At 56.1% G+C, this 16,734-nt stretch carries 16 protein-coding genes; 11 read left to right on the top strand and 5 right to left on the bottom strand.

Translation table 11 applies throughout. From position 1 onward, the window contains the following. Nucleotides 1-69: 69 nt before the first annotated feature. Complete coding sequence (ahpC, locus tag AC1RSM_RS13275) at nt 70-633, top strand: alkyl hydroperoxide reductase subunit C (protein WP_492933022.1); 564 nt, start codon at nt 70-72, stop codon at nt 631-633. A 116-nt stretch (nt 634-749) separates the two neighbouring features. After that, entirely contained in the window at nt 750-2,342 is a 1,593-nt protein-coding gene (gene ahpF / locus AC1RSM_RS13270; protein WP_492933021.1) for an alkyl hydroperoxide reductase subunit F, read from the top strand. Nucleotides 2,343-2,710: 368 nt separating this feature from the next. Here ahpF and AC1RSM_RS13265 read toward each other — a convergent pair whose 3' ends face one another. Continuing rightward, a complete protein-coding gene (locus tag AC1RSM_RS13265) occupies nt 2,711-3,619 on the bottom strand; it encodes a LysR family transcriptional regulator (RefSeq protein ID WP_492933020.1) in 909 nt (302 codons plus the stop codon). A 261-nt stretch (nt 3,620-3,880) separates the two neighbouring features. Here AC1RSM_RS13265 and scpC point away from each other — a divergent pair, with 261 nt between their 5' ends. The 8 genes from scpC (at nt 3,881) to AC1RSM_RS13225 (ending at nt 12,322) form a co-directional block, all read left to right on the top strand. Continuing rightward, a complete protein-coding gene (scpC, locus tag AC1RSM_RS13260) occupies nt 3,881-5,404 on the top strand; it encodes a succinyl-CoA:acetate CoA-transferase ScpC (protein WP_492933019.1) in 1,524 nt (507 codons plus the stop codon). A 146-nt stretch (nt 5,405-5,550) separates the two neighbouring features. Then, nucleotides 5,551-6,186, top strand: coding sequence for a leucine efflux protein LeuE (gene leuE, locus AC1RSM_RS13255; RefSeq protein ID WP_492933018.1), 636 nt, complete (start codon nt 5,551-5,553; stop codon nt 6,184-6,186). A 63-nt stretch (nt 6,187-6,249) separates the two neighbouring features. Next, on the top strand, nt 6,250-7,236 hold the full coding sequence (locus AC1RSM_RS13250; protein WP_492933017.1) for a diaminopimelate dehydrogenase: 987 nt from the start codon (nt 6,250-6,252) through the stop codon (nt 7,234-7,236). Between the two features lie 149 nt (nt 7,237-7,385). After that, entirely contained in the window at nt 7,386-7,577 is a 192-nt protein-coding gene (locus AC1RSM_RS13245; protein ID WP_153230896.1) for a YqaE/Pmp3 family membrane protein, read from the top strand. Between the two features lie 89 nt (nt 7,578-7,666). After that, complete coding sequence (locus AC1RSM_RS13240) at nt 7,667-9,253, top strand: ABC transporter ATP-binding protein (RefSeq protein WP_492933016.1); 1,587 nt, start codon at nt 7,667-7,669, stop codon at nt 9,251-9,253. After that, nucleotides 9,240-10,301, top strand: a complete 1,062-nt coding sequence (locus AC1RSM_RS13235; protein WP_492933015.1) for an ABC transporter permease — start codon at nt 9,240-9,242, stop codon at nt 10,299-10,301. Before AC1RSM_RS13240 ends, AC1RSM_RS13235 begins: the two co-directional genes overlap by 14 nt. Then, nucleotides 10,301-11,218, top strand: coding sequence for an ABC transporter permease (locus tag AC1RSM_RS13230; RefSeq protein WP_492933014.1), 918 nt, complete (start codon nt 10,301-10,303; stop codon nt 11,216-11,218). The genes AC1RSM_RS13235 and AC1RSM_RS13230 overlap by 1 nt, the downstream gene beginning before the upstream one ends. Nucleotides 11,219-11,242: 24 nt before the next feature. Beyond that, nucleotides 11,243-12,322: a BMP family ABC transporter substrate-binding protein gene (locus AC1RSM_RS13225; RefSeq protein WP_492933689.1), complete on the top strand. Its 1,080-nt coding sequence runs from the start codon at nt 11,243-11,245 to the stop codon at nt 12,320-12,322. 85 nt (nt 12,323-12,407) lie between these two features. Here the strand turns inward: AC1RSM_RS13225 and AC1RSM_RS13220 are convergent, their stop codons facing one another. Together AC1RSM_RS13220 and AC1RSM_RS13215 are read right to left on the bottom strand one after the other, a co-directional pair. Further along, entirely contained in the window at nt 12,408-13,814 is a 1,407-nt protein-coding gene (locus AC1RSM_RS13220) for an MATE family efflux transporter (protein ID WP_492933013.1), read from the bottom strand. Between the two features lie 3 nt (nt 13,815-13,817). Next, entirely contained in the window at nt 13,818-14,255 is a 438-nt protein-coding gene (locus AC1RSM_RS13215; RefSeq protein WP_492933012.1) for a PaaI family thioesterase, read from the bottom strand. Nucleotides 14,256-14,400: 145 nt separating this feature from the next. Between AC1RSM_RS13215 and AC1RSM_RS13210 the strand changes: the two genes are divergently transcribed. Continuing rightward, a complete protein-coding gene (locus tag AC1RSM_RS13210; protein ID WP_492933011.1) occupies nt 14,401-14,886 on the top strand; it encodes a copper chaperone PCu(A)C in 486 nt (161 codons plus the stop codon). Nucleotides 14,887-14,950: 64 nt separating this feature from the next. Here AC1RSM_RS13210 and AC1RSM_RS13205 read toward each other — a convergent pair whose 3' ends face one another. Together AC1RSM_RS13205 and ybgF are read right to left on the bottom strand one after the other, a co-directional pair. Next, the gene (locus AC1RSM_RS13205) at nt 14,951-15,757 is read right to left on the bottom strand and encodes an alpha/beta fold hydrolase (RefSeq protein WP_492933010.1); all 807 of its coding nucleotides are present in this window, start codon (nt 15,755-15,757) and stop codon (nt 14,951-14,953) included. A gap of 88 nt (nt 15,758-15,845) precedes the next feature. Beyond that, a complete protein-coding gene (ybgF, locus tag AC1RSM_RS13200; protein ID WP_492933009.1) occupies nt 15,846-16,532 on the bottom strand; it encodes a tol-pal system protein YbgF in 687 nt (228 codons plus the stop codon). Between the last annotated feature and the right edge of the window lie 202 nt (nt 16,533-16,734).

Below are 16,734 nucleotides of genomic sequence, written 5' to 3'. Positions count from 1 at the left end.
TTTTACTAATTGGAAGGGGGTTCCTATAATGAACTCACTATCAATGATTAATCACTCACCGGAGCACGTATGTCTTTGATCAACACCGTCATTAAACCTTTTAAAGCACAAGCTTTTCACAACGGCAAATTTATCGAAGTCAGCAACGAGACCGTTGCCGGTAAGTGGGCTGTTTTTGTTTTCTACCCAGCCGACTTTACGTTTGTTTGCCCAACCGAACTGGAAGACTTGGCCGACCATTACGCTGAATTCCAAAAAATGGGCGTAGAAGTTTACTCCGTGTCCACCGACACTCACTTTGCTCACAAAGCATGGCACGACACGTCGGAAGCCATCGGCAAGGTTAACTACCCCATGATCGGTGACCCAACTCATCAGCTGTCGCGCAACTTTGACGTGCTGATCGAAGAAGAAGGTATCGCTTTGCGCGGTACGTTCGTGGTCAACCCAGAAGGCGAAATCAAGGTTCTGGAAATCCACGACAACGGTATCGGCCGTGTGGCTTCCGAGCTGTTGCGCAAAGTTAAGGCTGCTCAGTACATCGCCGCTCACCCCGGTGAAGTTTGCCCAGCCAAATGGGAAGAAGGCGCCAAGACGCTGACTCCTTCCCTGGATCTGGTTGGCAAGATCTAAGACCTTTTAAACACGGGTCTATTGCGGTGGTCGGCGCGGTGCGCCGCCACCCGGTGCCTGACCGGTTCAGGCACCCTTAAGTTGTTTCGTTCAGTACAGGATAAAGGGCGTTTCACATGTTAGATGCAAACATCAAAACTCAATTGAAGGCTTACCTCGAAAAGATCACGCAGCCGATCGAGATCGTTGCGTCGCTGGATACTGGCGCCAAGTCCGTTGAGCTGCGCGAACTGCTGCAGGAAATTGATGGTCTGTCCGACAAGACCAGCTATCGCGAAGATGCGGATGCGCAAGAGCGCAAGCCTTCCTTCCAAATTAACCGTCCCGGTACCGACATTAGCGTGAGCTTTGCGGGTATCCCTATGGGGCACGAATTTACCTCCTTGATTTTGGCCTTGTTGCAAGTGGGCGGCCATGAAATCAAGCTGGATGCCGCCGTGATTGAGCAGATCCGCAATCTGCCCGGCGACTATGTTTTTGAAACCTATTTTTCGCTGTCCTGCCAGAACTGTCCTGACGTGGTGCAGGCCCTGAACGCGATGTCTGTCATCAATCCACGTATCAAGCACGTGGCCATTGACGGTGCGCTGTTCCAGGACGAAGTTCAGCAGCGCAACATCATGTCCGTACCGGCTGTGTTCATGAATGGCGAAATGTTCCATCAAGGCCGCGCCAGTGCTGAAGAATTGCTGGCCAAGCTGGACACAGGCGACAACTCGGCTCGGGCTGAAGCCTTGAATGCCAAGGACGAGTTCGATGTGCTGATCGTCGGTGGTGGTCCTGCTGGTGCCGCTGCTGCTGTGTACGCTGCTCGCAAGGGCATTCGTACCGGTGTATTGGCCGAGCGCTTTGGTGGTCAGGTGCTGGATACCATGTCGATCGAGAACTATATCTCGGTGGTTGAAACCAATGGTCCCGCCTTTGCGACGGCCTTGGAGCAACACGTCAAGACCTACGATGTGGACATCATGAATCTGCACCGTGCCAGTGGCATTCGCCGTGAAGGCAAGAAGCTTGTGGTGGATGTGGATGGTGGCGCTCAGCTGAAAGCCAAGTCTGTCATTTTGGCTACCGGTGCCCGTTGGCGCGAACTGAATGTGCCTGGCGAGCAGGATTACCGTAACCGTGGCGTGGCTTACTGCCCGCACTGTGATGGTCCTTTGTTCAAGGGCAAGGATGTGGCTGTGGTTGGCGGCGGTAACTCCGGCGTGGAAGCAGCCATTGACCTGGCTGGTTTGGTCAAGCATGTCACTCTGATTGAGTTTGGCGATACTTTGCGGGCTGACCAGGTCTTGCAGACCAAGCTGCGCAGCTTGCCGAATGTATCGATCATCATGCAGGCTCAGACGACTGAGGTTCTGGGTGATGGCACCAAGGTTGTGGGTCTGAATTACCTGGACCGTGCAACTCAGGAAGCCAAGAACCTGAAGCTGGATGGTGTGTTTGTTCAGATCGGTCTGGTGCCGAACACGGAATGGCTGAAGGGTAGCGATGTTGCTTTGTCGCGCCACGGCGAGATCGAGGTTGATGCTCGCGGTGCTACTTCGCTGACCGGTGTTTTTGCGGCTGGTGACGTGACGACGGTGCCATTCAAGCAGATCGTCATTGCTGCTGGTGAAGGTGCCAAGGCTGCTTTGAGCGCTTTTGACTACCTGATCCGTAGCTCGACTGAGGTTGAAGAGCCTGTAGCGGAGAAAGAGACTGCTTAAGTCTTTCTGATTTTTAGACCTAGCTGTTAAAGAGGGCCACCCTGTTTGGGGTGGCTCTTTTTTGTTTGTATTACTAGGCGAAAAGTCGTCTCAGGAAAGACGCCACTCAAGCCGTCTGCCCCGGCCTCGGGGCTTGGCTACTTGCCGGTGCTGCGCACCGGTGCCCTTGTCTGTTCTGGAATCCGGGCGCCCTGTGAACTCCCGGGGTACTTGGCCCCCCGGACCAAGTACAAGCGCCCCGCTCAAACAGCACGGGGCTTGCATCCCGGATTCCAGACTAGCCCGCGGCAAGTGGTCAAGCCCGGCGCCCCCGCAGGCCGCAGCAGTGGCGCTTTATGGAGATTGCCTATGCATTAATCCAAGCCCTGCTACAGATCCCCTTCAAGCTCCGGCCAGTTCCCGCCTAGTACATCCGCACAGACTTGTAGCCATGCTCTGGCCGCCTGTGACAGATACCGCCCATTCCACAGCAAAGCGACTTCCCAATTCAAGGCCGGGTCCACGACTTCTTTGGCAACCCAATCCCCAGGTTCCAGCCGAGACAGAAATGGCTGGGGTAACAGGGCGACGCCCATTCCCGCTTGTGCCATGGAAGCAACCCAATCCCACTGGTTGCTTTGTGCAGCAACAGTCGCCCGCAAGCCTGCGTGGGCGAAGGCTCGCCGCAACATACGGGTCAGGGCATAGTCTTCGCCTAGAAAAATCAGTGGGTGTTTTTCCAGTTCCCGCAGCTTGATTTTCTTCTGCGTGCCAAGCAGCGCGTCCTTGTGCCCAATCGCCCAAACCGCATGTTTGGCTACAGGAGTCGCCGATACATTCAATTCCGGCCCTAGCGGCAGAATACTTAGCCCCATTTCCACCGTGCCCGCAGCCACCATGCGTTCTATCCCCATGCCGGTCTCTTCGTGCAGGATCAGTTCGATTTGTGGATGGCGGTTTTTGAAGCTCTTGAGCACTTCCGTAAACAGCACATTGATCATGGGCGGAATCCCCAGCTCCAGGCGGCCTCGTTGCAGAGCTTGTACTTCACGAACTTCTCGCAGCAAGCCTTGCATGCTTTGCAGAACTTCTTGACCGCGCTCCAGCACGACTTTGCCGCAGTCGGTCAGTTGTAGTTGCCGATGGTCGCGGATCAGCAGCGGCTCTCCCAGCTCATCCTCCAGCTGTTTCACCATCTTGCTGATGGTCGATTGCGTCACATTCAAACTCTGCGCAGCCTGCGTAAAGCTTTGATGTTTAACGGTTTCAATGAAGTATCGCAAGGACCGGATGTCCATGGGGAAGTTCCTTTTTATCTATGACTTTTACGACTTCTGTGTAGTTATTTTATTCATTATGGCGATGCTATGCTGGCTTTGTTCAAAAAACATAAACGCCTGTTGTCAGGGCGATTTCTGCTTTTAAGCGTGGCTCATACGGCCTGTATTTTGAAGCGTGACATCGTTCTGTAGCGTGAAGATCCCGCCTGGCGCTTTCGGCTCCGGCTCCTTCCGAAAGCAACAACAGGTAGATCAATGACACAGAGACAGGAGCACACGATGTTCAAGGATCGCATTCGTTCCCCCGAATTGGAAGGCAAAGTCATGACCGCTCAGGAGGCAGTCGCCTTCTTCAAAGACGGGATGAATGTTGGGATGAGTGGTTTTACCCGCGCAGGCGACTGTAAGGTCATGCCGCGTGCCTTGGCTGAACGCGCCCAGACTGAGCAACTGAAACTGAATGTGGTGACAGGAGCTTCGCTGGGTAATGACAGTGATGGCATGATGGCCGAAGCTGGTGTGTTGGCCCGCCGCTCGCCCTTTCAGGTGGACTCGGTGCTGCGCCGTCATATCAATCAGGGTAAGGTCATGTTTACTGATCAGCACCTGTCTTTGACCGTCGAGCATATGCGCTCGGGCAATCTGCCTGCTATCGACATCGCCGTGATTGAAGCTGTCGCCATTACCGAAACCGGGGCGATTGTGCCCACGACATCGGTGGGCAACTCTGCCAGCTTCGCTCAGCAAGCCAAGCAAATCATTGTTGAGCTAAACCTGAGCATGCCCGTGGCGATGGAAGGTTTGCACGATATCTATGTTCCACAAGCGCGCCCCAATCGTCAGCCTATTGAACTGACCGATGTGGCCCAGCGCATTGGTAGCACCGCTATCCAGGTTGATCCCTCCCGCATCGTGGGCATTGTTCTTACCGATGCTTTGGATAGCCCCTCCAGCGTGCTGCCACCTGATGAGGAAACGCAGGCTATTGCCGGCCACATTATTGAATTTTTGAAAGGCGAAGTGGACGCGGGCCGTATGAGCCAGTCTTTGCTGCCTTTGCAAGTTGGTATCGGCACCATCGCCAATGCCGTGACGTATGGCCTGCTGGACTCGCCTTTCCACGACATGAGCATGTATTCCGAAGTCCTGCAGGACAGCGCGATTGCTTTGCTGGATTCCGGTCAGTTGAGCTTTGCCTCGGCTTCTTCGTTGACTTTGTCGGCCCCGAAAATGTCGCAGTTTCTGGAAGGTCTGGAAAACTACCGCGACAAGCTGGTACTGCGCCCGCAGGAAATCAGCAATCACCCGGAACTGGTGCGCCGTTTGGGCATTATTGCCATCAACACCGCGCTGGAATTTGATATCTACGGCAACGTGAACTCCACGCACGTCTGTGGCACTCACATGATGAACGGCATCGGAGGCTCCGGTGACTTCGCCCGTAATGCCCATTTGTCGATTTTCGTCAGCAAGTCTGTCGCTAAAGACGGCGATATCTCCAGTGTGGTGCCTATGGTGTCGCATGTAGACCACTCTGAACATGATGTGGCTGTGCTGGTGTCCGAGTGGGGGCTGGCTGATTTGCGTGGTCTGGCACCGCGCGAACGCGCACGCGTCATTATCGAAAATTGTGCTCACCCCGATTACCGTCCCGCTTTGCTTGACTACGTAGGACGCGCCAGCGAGCGCGGTGGCCACACGCCGCACATCCTGGAAGAAGCCTTGTCCTGGCATGTTCGTTACCAGCAAGAAGGCAGCATGAAACAGGAGCAGTTCCAGACCCAGGAACTTGTTACTGCGTAGTCCATCAGGTCTGGTAATGCGTGGCCGAGTCAGTCCGGTCGCGTAGACCTTACAACTTGACCTGATCGCCCCTGGCATCCCACCCGTGCCAGGGGCATTTTTTTGGCGTTAAAATTGCGGATTCTGCTGCGTTTAGCGAGGCCAGGGTGCTCGAACAAATCGGTATTCTTAATTTCTGGGCCTTTGTGGTGGGCACCGTATTTATTGTGCTTTTACCCGGGCCTAATTCTTTGTATGTCCTGGCCAGCGGTGCAGGGCATGGCGTGCGCGAGGGTTATAAAGCCGCTTTGGGCGTGGTGGTGGGCGATGGCATCCTGATGACGCTGACGGCCCTGGGGGCAGCGTCCCTGCTCAAGACCTTGCCCATGTTGTATATGGGCATACGTTGGCTAGGTGCGGCGTACCTGCTGTATTTAGGCCTGCGACTGCTACAGTCGGCTTTCCGCCAAGGGGGACCGGTTCAGAACGTGGACACGCGTTTGCGTCACGAAACCCGCTTTCGCAAAGCTTTGTTCCTGAGCTTGTTGAACCCCAAGGCTATCTTGTTCTTCCTGTCCTTTTTCGTACAGTTTGTGGACCCCTCCAAAGGGCACACCGGGCTGGCCTTCATGTTGCTGGGGCTGGTGGTGGAAATAATCAGCATTTGTTATCTGTCCTTGCTGATTTTCGGGGGCGACCGTTTGGCAGGCATTTTCCGGCGTCATCAGCGTCTGTCCCGTATGGGCAATGGTTCGGTCGGTTTGCTGTTCATGGGCTTTGCGGCCCGCATGATCAGCGACTAGGCGAGCCGCTTCAGAGCGCAGCAGTTCTGACAGCACTTATTTATCAGTTTTAAGGAAAACACCATGAGTAGCAAAATCCGTGTCGGTATTGCAGGTTACGGCAATTTAGGGCGAGGCGTAGAGCTGGCCCTGGCACAAAACCCGGACATGGAGCTGGTCAGCGTTTTTACTCGTCGTGACCCCGCTTCACTGCGCCTGCAAAATGCAGACGTGCCTGTGCGCGCTCTGGATCAGATCGAACAGTACCGCAAGGATATTGATGTGCTGATTCTCTGTGGTGGCTCTAAAAATGATCTGCCCGAGCAAGGCCCGGCCTTGGCCCGCTGGTTCACCACTGTTGACAGCTTTGATACCCACGCCCGTATCCCTGAGTACTACGAGGCGGTGGATGCGGCAGCTAAAGGCGCGGGCACAACGGCCCTGATCGCCGTGGGTTGGGACCCGGGCCTGTTCTCCCTGAACCGTTTGTACGGGGAATGTGTGTTGCCAGTGGGCCAGACCTACACCTTCTGGGGCAAGGGCTTGAGCCAGGGGCACTCGGATGCGATCCGTCGTGTGGCCGGTGTGGCCGGTGGTGTTCAGTACACCTTGCCTATCGAAGCGGCGGTACAGCGTGTCCGTGATGGCGAACAGCCAGAGCTCAGCACCCGCGAAAAACACAAGCGTCAGTGCTTTGTGGTGCTGGAGCAGGGCGCCAATGCTGACACTGTGCGGGACGCCATTGTGACCATGCCTGACTACTTCGCCGATTACGACACGGAAGTTAATTTTATCGACGCTGAAACCTTGGCTCGTGACCACGCTGCCATGCCTCACGGCGGTTTTGTGATTCGCAGCGGTCAGTCCGGTGCCGGTTCACAGCAAGTAGTGGAATACGCCCTGAACCTGGGCAGCAACCCCGAGTTCACTTCCAGCGTGTTGGTGGCTTACGCTCGTGCGGCTTACCGCATGAATCAGCAAGGCCAGGTCGGTGCGCAAACCGTGCTGGATGTGCCTCCCGGCCTGCTCTCGCCCAAGTCGGCTGCGCAACTGCGCAAAGAGCTGCTGTAAATCGCATTCGCTCACGGCAAGCAGACCAAGCAGCCCCGTCTCCCGCACTAGGGCCCGGGGCTGCTTTTTGCTCTTGTTAGGATGCAAATGATTCAGTGGGTCAATAAAGGGTAAAATAGCGCTCGTTTCTTCTCTTTTAGAGTGTTCTCATGCGCTTACTGATCGCACTGCTGCTGCCCTGGCTAGGGTTTTTCACGATTGGGCGGCCCGTCGCAGGCATTATTTGTCTGATTTTGCAGTTAACCGTCATTGGATGGATTCCTGCTGCAATCTGGGCGGTATATTCCCTGAGCCAATACAAAACAGATAAGAAAATCGAGCAAGCTCTGGGCAAGCGTTAAGCCCGGCAGTTTCCTCTTCCTTTTTAGTACGTCTGAGCAGGCGATGATACGTTTGCTCAGGCGTTTTATATTTTTTTGCTGATACAGCCATGACCCTATCGTCTCCCGTGGGCCATTCTTCTGAGTCCGGTGAGCAAACGGTATCCGTAGACCCCAAGGCTGTGCCACGCCTGGAACTTCGCAACATTACCAAGGCCTATCCGGCTGTGGTGGCGAACGACAATATTTCTTTGTCTATCTTGCCTGGGCAGATCCATGCTGTGCTGGGCGAGAATGGTGCGGGTAAATCCACCCTGATGAAAATCATCTACGGTGTGGTCAAACCCGATCAAGGCCAGATTCTCTGGAATGGTCAGCCCGTGCAAATCAGCAGCCCAGCCGCCGCCCGGCAGTTAGGGATTGGCATGGTGTTCCAGCATTTCTCTTTGTTCGACACCTTAACGGTTACCGAAAATATTGCCCTGGGCCTGCCTGCGTCAACCAATATGCGGGAGCTGGCCGGGCGTATCAGCGAAACAGCCAGTCAGTACGGGCTGGACCTGGACCCGCAGCGTCATATTCATACCTTGTCCGTGGGCGAGTGCCAGCGGGTGGAAATTGTGCGCGCCTTGCTGGGCAAGCCCAAGCTCTTAATTCTGGATGAGCCCACCTCGGTCTTGACGCCGCAAGCGGTGCGCCGCTTGTTCGGGACGCTGCGCCAGTTGGCTGCCGAGGGCTGCAGTATTGTCTATATCAGTCACAAGCTGGATGAAATCCGGGAACTGTGCAACGCCTGTACGGTAATGCGCATGGGCAAGGTCACGGGCTATTGTGATCCACGCCAGGAAACCACGGCCAGCCTGTCTCGTTTGATGATTGGCGCTGAGCCGCAGACTTTGGGTGAGCGCAATGCCCAGCAAGGGGGATCGCTATTGCAGGTGCGTAATCTGCAATTGCCCAAGTCCCATCCCTTTGCCTGTGAATTGCAGGGCATCAGTTTTGATTTGCACCAGGGCGAGATCCTGGGCGTAGCCGGTATATCCGGCAACGGTCAGCAAGAATTGTTGGCGGCCTTGTCCGGTGAAGATACTCGCGCACAAGCCCAAGCCATCTTGCTGGATGGTCAGCCTATTGCTCAGCGTGACGCTTCTTGGCGACGCGATCAAGGCATGGGTTTTGTGCCCGAGGAGCGTTTAGGGCGGGGTGCTGTCCCCGAGCTGTCCCTGGCACAGAACTTATTGCTCTCGCACCAGAATTCGGAAACGGTGAAACGGGGCTTTTTGCGCTTTCCCAGCATACGTCGTCTGGCGGGCGGGATCATCAAGCGCTTTCGTGTCAAAACGGCCAGTGAGCAGGCGGCGGCCAATAGTTTGTCCGGTGGCAACCTGCAAAAATACATTATTGGGCGTGAAGTCACCCGTCAGCCGCGCATTCTGGTGATTGCGCAACCCACCTGGGGGGTGGACGTAGGCGCTGCTGCTCAGATTCATGCTGAACTGCTGGCCTTGCGCGACGCGGGCTGTGCGCTGCTGGTTATTTCTGAAGAGCTGGACGAGTTGTTTGCGATTGCTGATCGTCTGATTGTTATCTCCAAAGGTCGTATGTCTCCCTCTATTCCCGTGGCGCAAGCCAGTGTTGATCAGATTGGACAATGGATGAGCGGTTTGTGGGAGGAGGAAGAGCATGTTCAGGCTTGAGACTCGCGCCACGCCCTCTACCTTGATGGCCTGGTGTTCTCCCATCCTGGCGGTTGTGCTGACCATGGCGGTGGCCGGGACTTTGTTCTGGTCCTTGGGGAAAAATCCGCTGGCTGGGCTGAACGTCTTTTTTCTGGAACCCCTGCGTGACCTGAACGGCTGGGCCGAGGTCGGCGTCAAACTGATCCCGCTATTGTTGATCTCCGTGGGGCTGGCCATCTGTTTCCGAGCCAATATTTTCAATATTGGGGCAGAAGGGCAGTTAGTAATTGGCGCTTTGGCAACTGGTGCTTTCATCCTGCAAGTCGATGATGGTGACAACGGCGGCTTTTTCCTGATTACGCTGGCGCTGATTTGCGGCATGCTCGGGGGCATGGCTTGGGCTGCCATCGTGGCCTTTTTGAAAGACCGCTTCAATGCCAACGAGATTCTGGTCTCCCTGATGCTTGTTTACGTCGCCCAGCATTTGCTCAGCTATCTGGTGCACGGCGCTTTGCGTGATCCTGATGGTTTTGGTTTCCCTCAGTCCAGCCTGTTTTCAGACGGGTTTTTGTTGCCTGCTGTGATCCCCGGTACCCGTTTGCATAGCGCCATTGTGTTGGCGCTGATTGCGTCGGTAGCCGCGTGGTTGTTCCTGACACGCAGCATGGCTGGCTTCCGTTTGCGTGTGGGCGGCATGGCACCGCTGGCTGCGCGTTATGCCGGTTTTTCCTCCCGTAAAGCCTTGTGGAGTTCCCTGTTGATTTCCGGGGCCCTGGCCGGGCTGGCCGGTGCAGCAGAGGTGATGGGCCCTGTTGGGCAACTGACTCCGTCGATTTCCCCTGGTTATGGCTTTGCCGCGATTATTGTTGCCTTTGTGGGGCGACTCCATCCGCTGGGGCTGATTTTTTCCTCTTTTGTGATGTCCTTGTTGTATATCGGTGGGGAATTGGCCCAAAGTCGTTTGGGCCTGCCCAATGCGATCACCGGTATTTTTCAGGGCATTTTGCTATTTTCCTTGTTGGCTTGTGACGTGCTCATCACCAAGCGTTTGGTCTGGAGAAAGTAATGGACGCGATTGCACCTTTGCTGGCCGCAGCCATCAACGCAGGTACCCCTTTGCTTTTGGCAGCCTTGGGGCTGCTGATTAATGAAAAGTCAGGCGTCATCAATCTGGGCTCAGAAGGCATGATGCTCATGGCCGCCATCGTGGGCTTTATTGTTGCCGTTCAGACCGGCAGCCCCGCTTTGGGTTTTTTGCTGGGTGCGGTAGTGGGTGCTGTGATGGCCGCCGCCTTTGCCTGGTTGACGGTGTGGTTGGGCGCGAATCAGATTGCCTGCGGGCTGGCTTTATCACTTTTTGGGGTAGGGGCCTCGGCCTATATTGGCTTGCCCTTTACCGGCAACTCCCTGACGGTGACCAAGCTGTCCATCCCTGTGCTCAAAGATATCCCCCTGATCGGGCCTGCTCTGTTTCAGCAGCATTACATGGTCTATGTGTCTTGGGTCCTGTGTATCGCCGTGGCCTTGTTCCTGGCACGGACGCGCTCTGGCTTGGTGCTGCGTGCGGTGGGTGAATCGCCCGCCTCGGCGCACTCTTTGGGGTACAACGTACGCTATATCCGTCTGGGTGCCCTGATGTTCGGGGGCGCGTGCTGTGGTCTGGCCGGCGCTTTTATCTGCCTGGTCTACACACCAATGTGGGTTGAAAATATGGTCGCTGGACGAGGCTGGATTGCCTTGGCGCTGACGACCTTTGCAACCTGGCGTCCTTGGCGCGTGATGCTGGGTGCTTATTTGTTTGGCGGGGTCACTATCCTGACCTACCATGCGCAGGCTCTGGGCGTTCCGGTAGCCTCGCAGTTGCTGGCCATGATGCCGTATCTGGCCACCATTATTGTGCTGGTTTTAATTTCCCGAAACGCTAACTGGATCAGGTTGAATATGCCTGCATCGCTTGGCAAAAACTTCAATCCCAACAACTAGAGGACTGACATGACTGGAAACTTTATGCGCAAGGCCCTTTTGGCCGCTGCCATCGCTTCCCCCCTGGCTGCCTTGCCGGTGTCCGCTCAAACGGCCGAGCAAGAACCCCTTAAAATCGGCTTTGTATATGTCAGCCCTATCGGTGAAGCCGGTTGGACCTGGCAGCAGGATATCGGCCGTCTGGAAATGGAAGAGGCTCTGAAAGGCCGTGTGGTGTCTCAGTACGTGGAAAACGTACCTGAAGGTGCTGACGCCGAACGCGTGATCCGCGATCTGGCCCAGCAAGGCAACAAGTTGATCTTCACGACCTCGTTTGGCTACATGAACCAGACGCAGAAAGTGGCCAAGCAATTTCCGGACGTGAAGTTCGTTCACTCCACCGGCTACAAAACTGCTCCTAACGTGGCGACCACCAACGCCCGTTTCTACGAGTCCCGTTACTTGGCTGGCGTACTGGCTGGCAAAATGACCAAATCCAATGTGGTCGGTTACGTGGGTGCTCACCCGATTCCTGAAGTGCTGCAAGGCATTAACGCGTTTGCGATCGGTTTGAAGAGCGTGAACCCTGAAGCTCAGGTGCGCGTGGTCTGGGCCAACAGCTGGTACGACCCAGGTAAAGAGCGTGATGCAGCCGTGACCCTGCTGGGCCAAGGCGCTGACGTAGTGACTCACCACACCGACTCCACGGCAACCGTTCAAGCGGCAGAGGAAGCCGGCAAATATGCCATCGCTTACCACTCCGACATGAGCAAGTTCGGCCCCAAGGCTCAGTTGGCTGCGGTAACGCACCACTGGGGTGATTACTTCACCCGTAAAGCTACTGAAGTGCTGGATGGCAAATGGCAGAATGACAGCACCTGGGGTGGCCTGAAGTCCGGCATGGCTGCTTTGGAGGGCTTTGGCCCTGAAGTGCCCGCTGACGTTAAAGAGTTTGTGTTGGCCAAACAGGCTGAAATCGTAGCAGGTACCCTGCAACCGTTTGCGGCTCCTATCAAGGACAACGACGGCAAGGTTCGTCTGGAATCCGGTTTCCTGGATGACGACGCCTTGAACCGCATGGATTACTACGTGGAAGGCGTGGCCAGCAAACTGCCCAAGCAGTAATCTGCCTGGCAGTCTGTAGATAAGCAAAGCCCCTTGTCGGAGTCTCCGACAAGGGGCTTTGTTATGCGTGGCCGTTTTTTGGGGCTTAGCTACTCTGAGCGGGGCGCTTGCGGCCAAGGCGGGTTGCGGCTCGCATCCAGCGCAAGGTCATCAGCACAGCCACCACAGACAGACCGGTGACCAGCCCAATCCAGATCCCCGTACCGCCCATATTGAACTGGAAGGCCAACAAAGAGCCCGTAGGCACGCCTAAAACCCAATAGCCTAGCAAGGCCAGCAACATGGGGATGCGTGTGTCATGCAGGCCGCGCAGCATCCCTGCAGCCACCGCTTGGGCTCCATCACTGATCTGGAACAGAGCGGCCAGGGCCAGGAAGGTAATGGCTAGTTCAATAACGGGCTGGTTTTCAGTCAGGTCCAGATCCAGGAATAGACCAATCAGGGTCAATGGGGCGAACCAGAACACCAAAGCGGCCAGCCCCATAAAGCCGACCCCCAGCACGTAGGAAATCCAGCCAGCACGACGTGCACCCAAAGGATCGACGCGGCCCGCAGCCAGTCCCACACGTATGGTGGCGACCTGGCTAAAGCCCAAAGGAATCATGTAGGACACTGAGCAGATCTGCATGGCAATGGCATGTGCCGCCAAGTCAGATTGGCCCAGCACGCCCATCATCATGACTGCGGCATAAAAGACCAGCGTTTCCAGTGTGAATGTGATGGCAATGGGAATACCCAAGGACCACATCTTCCATAAACGCTTCAAGCTCCATTGCCAGGCATCGTTAAACAGGTAATAGCGTCTGAAACGTGGATCGCGCAACACGACCCAGATCAGTCCGGCAAACATGAAGATACTGGATAAGGTGGTCGCCAGACCGGCCCCCGCCAAGCCCAGTGCCGGCATGCCCAGATTGCCAAACACCAGCAGCCACCCCAGCAGGGCATTGATGCCAATAGCGGTCAGGGCAATGATCAAGGTCCATCCTGGCTTTTCCATCGCCGCCAGAAAGGAGCGCAGCACGATGTAGCCCAGATAGGGCAGCAAGGCCCACTGCAAGGTATGCATATAGGTCACGGAACGTGCGGCCACCGCTGGGTCCTGGCCCATTAGCAGCAGAATGTCTTCGGCATTCCAGAGCACAATCCATGCGGGCAGGGTGATCAGCAGGGCTGTCAAAAATCCATGACGAATGATTTGTTGCGACTCGCGTACATTGCGCAGTCGTCGCCCCAACGTGGTGGCCAGCATGGGAACTACAGCGGAGACCAGCCCCATGCTGAAGATCATGAAGGCTTGATAGAGACTTGCCGAGAGGGAGCCCGCGGCCAGCTCATCGGGGCCCAGGCGGCCCATATAAATCAGATTGGTAGCCAATAAACTGACCTGAGCCAGATTGGTCAGAATTAAGGGCCCACCCAGGCGCAAGGAGGATTGCAGCTCCGCCAGCCAGAGTTGGCTCGGGCCGGTCAATTTGGACGTCGCAAACATGGTTTATTTAGAGCGTGGCAGGGACCAGGTACTGATAACTTGAGCGACTGCCGGGCCGCCGTTAGCGGGTTCCAGCAAAACATCCCCAGCGCAGGTTCGGCCTGTCTTGTGAATCCGCGCATGGGCCAGAATGTCGCCAGGAGGCGCTTTGCGCAGGAAGTTGATGGTCAGGCTGGAGGTCACGGCATCGGGATTGCCCGTTGCACCGACAACGGCAGCGTACAGCGCCAGATCGGCCAGTCCCATCAACATGGGGCCAGCGACCATGCCACCCATGCGCTGGTGAGCATTGCGCTCCGGCAAGCGCAAACAGGCGTTGTCATGTCCAATGTGCACCACATCAATCCCCAGTACAGCGGCAAAGGGATGCAGACGCTCTAGTAGGTCACGAAACTGAACAATATCGATTTTAGGTTCGGGTGCAGTGTGTGTGCTGGTCATGACATCGCCACAGAAAAGAAGGCCGTTGTAAGAAAGGCATACTGGCTGGTACTGTATCAGATCGTCCCGCGTATCGGGATAGTTTGGCACCTGAGCCTTCTTGGGCCGGGCGACTCCAATCGATCAGAACACAGCGAGGAGCATCATGAAACGCAGCGCAATTCTTATTGCCTTGGGCTTGCTGGCATCGACCAGCACAGTGATGGCGCACGGGCATGCTAGCCATAGCAAGCCTGAACCCGTACGCGCCCTGAGCACCCTGGTTCATGCCAAACAATGTTGGGTGCGCATGATGCCAGACCCGACACCGTCAGCAGCGTATCTGGAGCTGGAGAATCAAGGGGAACAGTCTGTGGCTGTGACGGGGGCCAGCTCCTTAGCCTTTGGGCACGCGATGCTGCATCAGACGACAGAAAGCGACGGTATGGCGCGCATGTCCCACGCATCGGAATTGGAGATTCCGGCTGGTAGCACGTTGAGTCTGAAACCCGGTGCCTACCATGTGATGCTGGGGCAGGCGAAACAAGACCTGGCTTTGGGGGAGCGCATTATCCTTAGCCTTCATCTTTCCGACGACACCCAGGTTCAGGCCGAGTGCGAATTGCGCCCAGCGAAAACTCAGGCGTATTGATGACATCCGGTCTGTATGGATAAATAGGGCTGGCCGCTTTTTGCGGCCAGCTTTGCGTAGGGAGTCAGGCCGTCAATACGTCAAGAACAGCCTGGTTAAAGGCTTTCGGGTTGGCCAGATTCATCCCGTGGGAGGCCAGGGGAATGCGGTGCAATTGGTCCTCACGCCGATGCTGACGGATGATATTCATGCAGTGCTGGTAACGCGTAGGGCTGTTCTCGCCGGTGATGAAGGTCAAAGGAGCATCCATCTGTGTGAGCCAGTCCAAAACCGGGCTTTGGTCGGGTTCTTGCTGTTGGTCCAGCATGGTATGGGCGTTGTCCTGAATCATCTCGCGGAACCAGCGCGTCATTTGTTTCCAGGTGCCTGAGCCGTTGACGGTGTCCACAAACAGGGACATGGCAGCATCACGGTCACCCTGTTCCAGACGCTGGGCTACTTGCTGGAATAAAGAGGCGTAGGAATACGCGCCAGGGGTGGGGAAGCCAGGGTCTGCCAAAGTCAGGCTGGCAACACGTTCTGGCATGCGCTGAGCCAGCAGCAGAGCCACATGACCGCCTCGGGAGTGGCCCACTATGTGCACCTTCTCCTGTGTGATCAGCATGTCCAGCAAAGCCTGCAGGTCCTCGGCGTGCAAAGCAGGGTTGACGTGATTCGGGCTGGGCGCGCCGGGCCAATAGGAGCGCAGGCTAGGGGCCAGAACCCGATGGGTGGCGGCAAAGGCGGGGATTTGCCAGCGCCAGTAACGCCAGTCGCATAAAGAGCCGTGAATCAGTAAAACAGGCTCGCCCTGGCCTTGATCGACCAAAGTATGGCGATAGCCTTGCGCGTTCAGCTCGATAGTGGAGAAATCTGCAAAAGGGTTTGTCATGGCAAGCATATAAAGTCAGGCAGATCAGTGGCCTGAAAAAAACAGACCGGGCTTGAACCCGGTCCGTATGGCCTTGGATGCTGGACGCTTATTCCAACAGTTTCAGGCGGCTGCGTGCGGTTTCGGCCGCTTCAGCCTGAGGGTAGTCCTTAACAATACGCTGCAAGGTGGTTTTAGCACCGCTCAGATCGTTCAGTTCGATCTGGCTGGAGGCAGTCACCATCAAAGCGTCGGCTGCGCGTGGGCTCTGTGGCGAAGCTTTTACAAAAGCCTGCAGTTTCTGGATGGAAGTCTTGAAGCTCTTGATGGCATACAGGCTGCTGCCTTCGTAAAAGCGCACTTCATCAGCCAGTACGCTGGAAGGGTAGGCGGCCAGGAAGCTGGCGAACGCATCAGCAGCGGGTTTGTATTGACCGGCACGATAGGCGTCCATGGCGCTATCGAAGACAGCTTGTTCTTGTGGGTCTGCCGCGTGCGGGCTTTCTTGCCCGGCGGGGGCATTGCCCTGACCTTGGCCACTGGCTTGCCAGCTCAGTTTTTCAACTTGGCCGCGCAGCGTCACAACTTCAGAGCGCAGAGTATCAATCTGGTCAGCCAAATGCAGACGAGCCTGGGCGTTTTGCTCGTTCATCTGACGAATCTGTTGCCGCAGCTCCAAAATGGCGCGTCGGGCCTCGTCATCGGCAAAGGCCTTGGCCGGCAGGCTGGCGAACAGGGCGGCAGTTGCTAGGAGAGCAACCGTCGTGAGACGAAAAGGCTTTTTGTAAACGTGCATAGTGAAGTCCGTTAAAAATTGTGCATCCGCAGTGCGCAGGCTCCTCACCTGCCGGGTTCCCCTCTGGCGGGGGCTGTTATCTAGGGGCTTTGCGCCGGCCTGGCGAGCCCGCTGTCCAGCATAACGAATTTTCAGTGGATCTGGCATGCCGCCGATAAAAAACGCCGCGGCGTTAACAACCGCCACGGCGTCGGAACCACTT

Source organism: Alcaligenes sp. GW821-FHT11D07, from assembly GCF_058808495.1.
The sequence above is the reverse complement of the archived record's forward strand: the minus strand, read 5'-3'. Positions and strand labels throughout refer to the sequence as shown.